This is a genomic window from Alterirhizorhabdus solaris (genome assembly GCF_007785815.1).
GTDB classification, from domain to species: Bacteria; Pseudomonadota; Alphaproteobacteria; order Sphingomonadales; family Sphingomonadaceae; genus Alterirhizorhabdus; species Alterirhizorhabdus solaris.
This window is the reverse complement of the sequence record NZ_VNIM01000180.1, coordinates 1-3,153: the sequence shown is the minus strand read 5'-3', so window position 1 is coordinate 3,153 and position 3,153 is coordinate 1. Positions and strand designations below refer to the sequence as shown.

Below are 3,153 nucleotides of genomic sequence, written 5' to 3'. Positions count from 1 at the left end.
CCGCCCCCGTCACCGAGGCCGCACCCGAGAAGAAGGGCACCGACTGGTGGGGCGAGATCAAGGGCGTGTTCTGGCTGGTGCTGGCGGTGCTCGCCTTCCACAGCTTCATCGCCAAGCCGTTCTACATCCCCAGCGAGTCGATGATGCCGACGCTCATCAAGGGCGACCGGCTGGTGGTGACGAAATATCCCTACGGCTGGTCCTATGTCTCGCCCAGCATCACCCGCATCCCCGGCGCGATCGGCCTGCAACTGGGCCGGCTGTTCGGCCAGCCTGACTATCTGGCGATCCCGTTCATTCCCGGCCGCCTGTTCGGCCACGTGCCGCAGCGCGGCGACATCGTGATCGTCAAGCCGCGCGACCAGTACACCGACTACATCAAGCGGGTGATCGGCCTGCCGGGCGATACCATCTCGCTCACCAACGGCACCGTCTTCATCAACGGTGTGCCCGTGAAGCGCCAGTTCCTGGCACCCGCCATGATCCCGGTCGATGCCAACGTGCCGTGCGACAGCGACATGGTGGCGCCGCTGCGGATGAGCGGGCCGGACGGCAAGCTCTATTGCCAGATGCCGCTGGTGCGCGAGACGCTGCCCAACGGCGTCAGCTACAACACCATCGATCTCGGCGACATTCCCCCGGTGGACGACGTCGCGCCGATAAAGGTGCCCGCCGGCCATCTGTTCCTGATGGGCGACAACCGCGACCAGTCGGCCGACAGCCGCGTCTCGATGGAGAACCACGGTCTCGGCGGGCCGGTGCCGATCGAGAATATCGGCGGGCGGGCCGAGTTCATCACCTTCTCGCTCGATGGCACCTCCAGCCTGTTCAACCCGTTGAGCTGGTTCACCGCGATGCGCGGCAGCCGCGCCGGCACCAGCCTGCGGCCGGACCATGTGAAATAAGCGAGGAAGCATGAGCGAAGCCGTCGAGCCCCGCGCACCGGAAGAACCCGGCCCGGCGGACTTCAGCAATCCGGTTACCCGCCACGAACTGCGCCGGGCGATCGTGTGGATCGGGCTCGGCGTATCGGTGATCCTGCTGTGGTGGCTGGCGCAGCCGCTGCTGCTGATCTTCGGCGGGCTGGTGCTGGCCGCGATGCTGGATGGCGGCACCCGCCTGCTGGGCCGCGTCCTGCCGATCGCCCGCGGTTTCCGCCTGGCGATCGTCTGTCTCGCCACGCTCGCCTTCCTGGTCTGGACCTTCTACTTCGCCGGTTCCCAGCTTGCCGCGCAGGCCGAGACGTTGCGCGTGGTGGTGATGGCGCAGATGGAGCTGCTGTTCTCGTGGGGCAATCGCATGGGGCTGGTGCCGCATGGCGGCGGCGGCGGTGCGGAGATCGCCAAGCAACTCATGGGATCGCTCGGGCAGGTCACGGCGGCGGTCGGCTCGGCGCTGGGCGCCATATCGAGCCTCGCGATGATCCTCGTGATCGGCGTGTTCATCGCGATCGAGCCGCGGCTGTACGAACGCGGCTTCGCGTGGATGCTCCCGATGGGCCGGCGCGCGACCTTCTACCAGACCTCCGCCCGCATGGGCCACACGCTGCGCCGGCTGATGGCCGGGCGCCTGCTGGGCATGGCGGTGGAAGGCGTGGGCACCGGCGTGGCGCTGGCCCTCGTCGGCGTGCCGATGGCGGCGCTGCTGGGCATTCTCACCGGCCTGCTTGCCTTTCTGCCGAACATCGGCGCGATCGTCTCAGGCGTGCTCATCATCCTCGTCGGCTTTTCGGCCGGGTTCAACACGGGCATGTGGGCGATCGCGATCTACTGCGTCGTGCAGATCATCGACGGCTATCTGATCGTCCCGATGGTCGCCAGGCGCTCGGTCGATCTCGCCCCGGCGCTGGTACTGGGCGCGCAGATCCTCTTCGGCGCATTGTTCGGCATCCTCGGCCTCGCGCTCGCCGACCCCATGGTGGCGATGATCAAGGTGCTGCTGGAAGAAAAGTCCGACCATGCCGCGGAGGCCGCCACGGGCGCATAGCGCATGGCACACGGCGACCGTGAACCGTGAACCGTGAACCGTGATGCTGGTCGCCATCGTCCGGAACGACATACGAAAAGGGCCGCTGGTGCGCGATGCACCGGCGGCCCTTTTCGGTTACTCTATGGCGGGTGTCACATCCCCGGCGGCATCTCGCCATGGGGCGTGCCGCCCATGCCACCCATGGCACCACCCATACCGCCCAACGCCTGACGCGGCATGATCGCCTGCAGATCGACATCGAACACCAGCAGCGCGTTCGGCGGGATCACCCCGTCACCGGCGCCCTGCGGGCCGTAACCAAGCTCCGGCGGGATCCAGAAGCGGTATTTGGACCCCTGGTTCATCAACTGCAGCCCCTCGACCCAGCCGGGGATCAGGCCGCTGACCGGCAACGTCGCCGGGCCGCCGTGGCGGGCGCTGGCATCGAACGTCTCGCCGTTGGCGAGTTTGCCGTCATAGTCGACCAGCACCACGTCCTGCGCGGTGGCGCGCGGACCGGTGCCCTCGCGGATTACCTGATACTGCAGGCCGGACGGCGTGGTTTTTACGTCCGACCGCTTGGCGTTGGTCGCGAGGAACGCGGCGGGCGGGGTGGCCATCGCCACCTGCGCGCTAGTCGTATACCAGGCGGCCCCCACGCCGCCGACAGCCAGCAGGCCGATCCCGACCCACAGCTTCGTCAGCGATCCCTTGGCGATCGGACGCAGGGGTACGGCGGTCACGGACATGAGGCTGCTCGCAGTCGGAGAAAGGATATCGTCACCCTGCCCGCGCCCCGCCGTTCAGGCAAGCGCGGACAGCCGGACCGGCTCAGCGCGCGCCGTCGCGCTCCATGCGCTTGCGCTCCAGCTTGCGGGCGCGACGGATCGCGGCGGCCCGCTCGCGCGCGCGCTTCTCGGACGGCTTCTCGTAATGACGGCGCAGCTTCATCTCGCGATAAACGCCCTCGCGCTGCAGCTTCTTCTTGAGAGCGCGGAGAGCCTGATCGACATTGTTGTCGCGAACGAGAATCTGCATAAAAAATTCAATCTCCGGTCTTCCATGCGGGCAAGGCCGCACGCAATAGGGTTCGACGCGAAGCGTGGTCCGCGGCGCAAGGCGTGGCCCCTAACAGCGCCCCTCCGATTCTTCAACCGGAAAAGCCCCGGGCCATGCCCCGTACCC

At 67.5% G+C, this 3,153-nt stretch carries 4 protein-coding genes; 2 read left to right on the top strand and 2 right to left on the bottom strand.

Going from position 1 to position 3,153, the window contains the following annotated elements:
* Positions 1-905: signal peptidase I (lepB, locus tag FOY91_RS20970; protein ID WP_145155959.1), on the top strand; the 905-nt coding region annotated here is incomplete at its 5' end.
* A gap of 10 nt (positions 906-915) precedes the next feature.
* Positions 916-1,986: an AI-2E family transporter gene (locus FOY91_RS20965; RefSeq protein ID WP_145155957.1), complete on the top strand. Its 1,071-nt coding sequence runs from the start codon at positions 916-918 to the stop codon at positions 1,984-1,986.
* Between the two features lie 134 nt (positions 1,987-2,120).
* Here the strand turns inward: FOY91_RS20965 and FOY91_RS20960 are convergent, their stop codons facing one another.
* On the bottom strand, positions 2,121-2,717 hold the full coding sequence (locus tag FOY91_RS20960) for an FKBP-type peptidyl-prolyl cis-trans isomerase (RefSeq protein WP_145155955.1): 597 nt from the start codon (positions 2,715-2,717) through the stop codon (positions 2,121-2,123).
* Between the two features lie 82 nt (positions 2,718-2,799).
* A complete protein-coding gene (gene rpsU / locus FOY91_RS20955) occupies positions 2,800-3,006 on the bottom strand; it encodes a 30S ribosomal protein S21 (protein ID WP_119759866.1) in 207 nt (68 codons plus the stop codon).
* Positions 3,007-3,153 lie beyond the last annotated feature (147 nt).

What these genes read in the sequence shown, in the direction of transcription:
- FOY91_RS20965 (WP_145155957.1), top strand. Translation starts at nt 916, where the DNA reads ATGAGCGAAGCCGTCGAGCCCCGCGCACCGGAAGAACCCGGCCCGGCG.
- FOY91_RS20960 (WP_145155955.1), bottom strand. Translation starts at nt 2,717, where the DNA reads ATGTCCGTGACCGCCGTACCCCTGCGTCCGATCGCCAAGGGATCGCTG.
- rpsU (WP_119759866.1), bottom strand. Translation starts at nt 3,006, where the DNA reads ATGCAGATTCTCGTTCGCGACAACAATGTCGATCAGGCTCTCCGCGCT.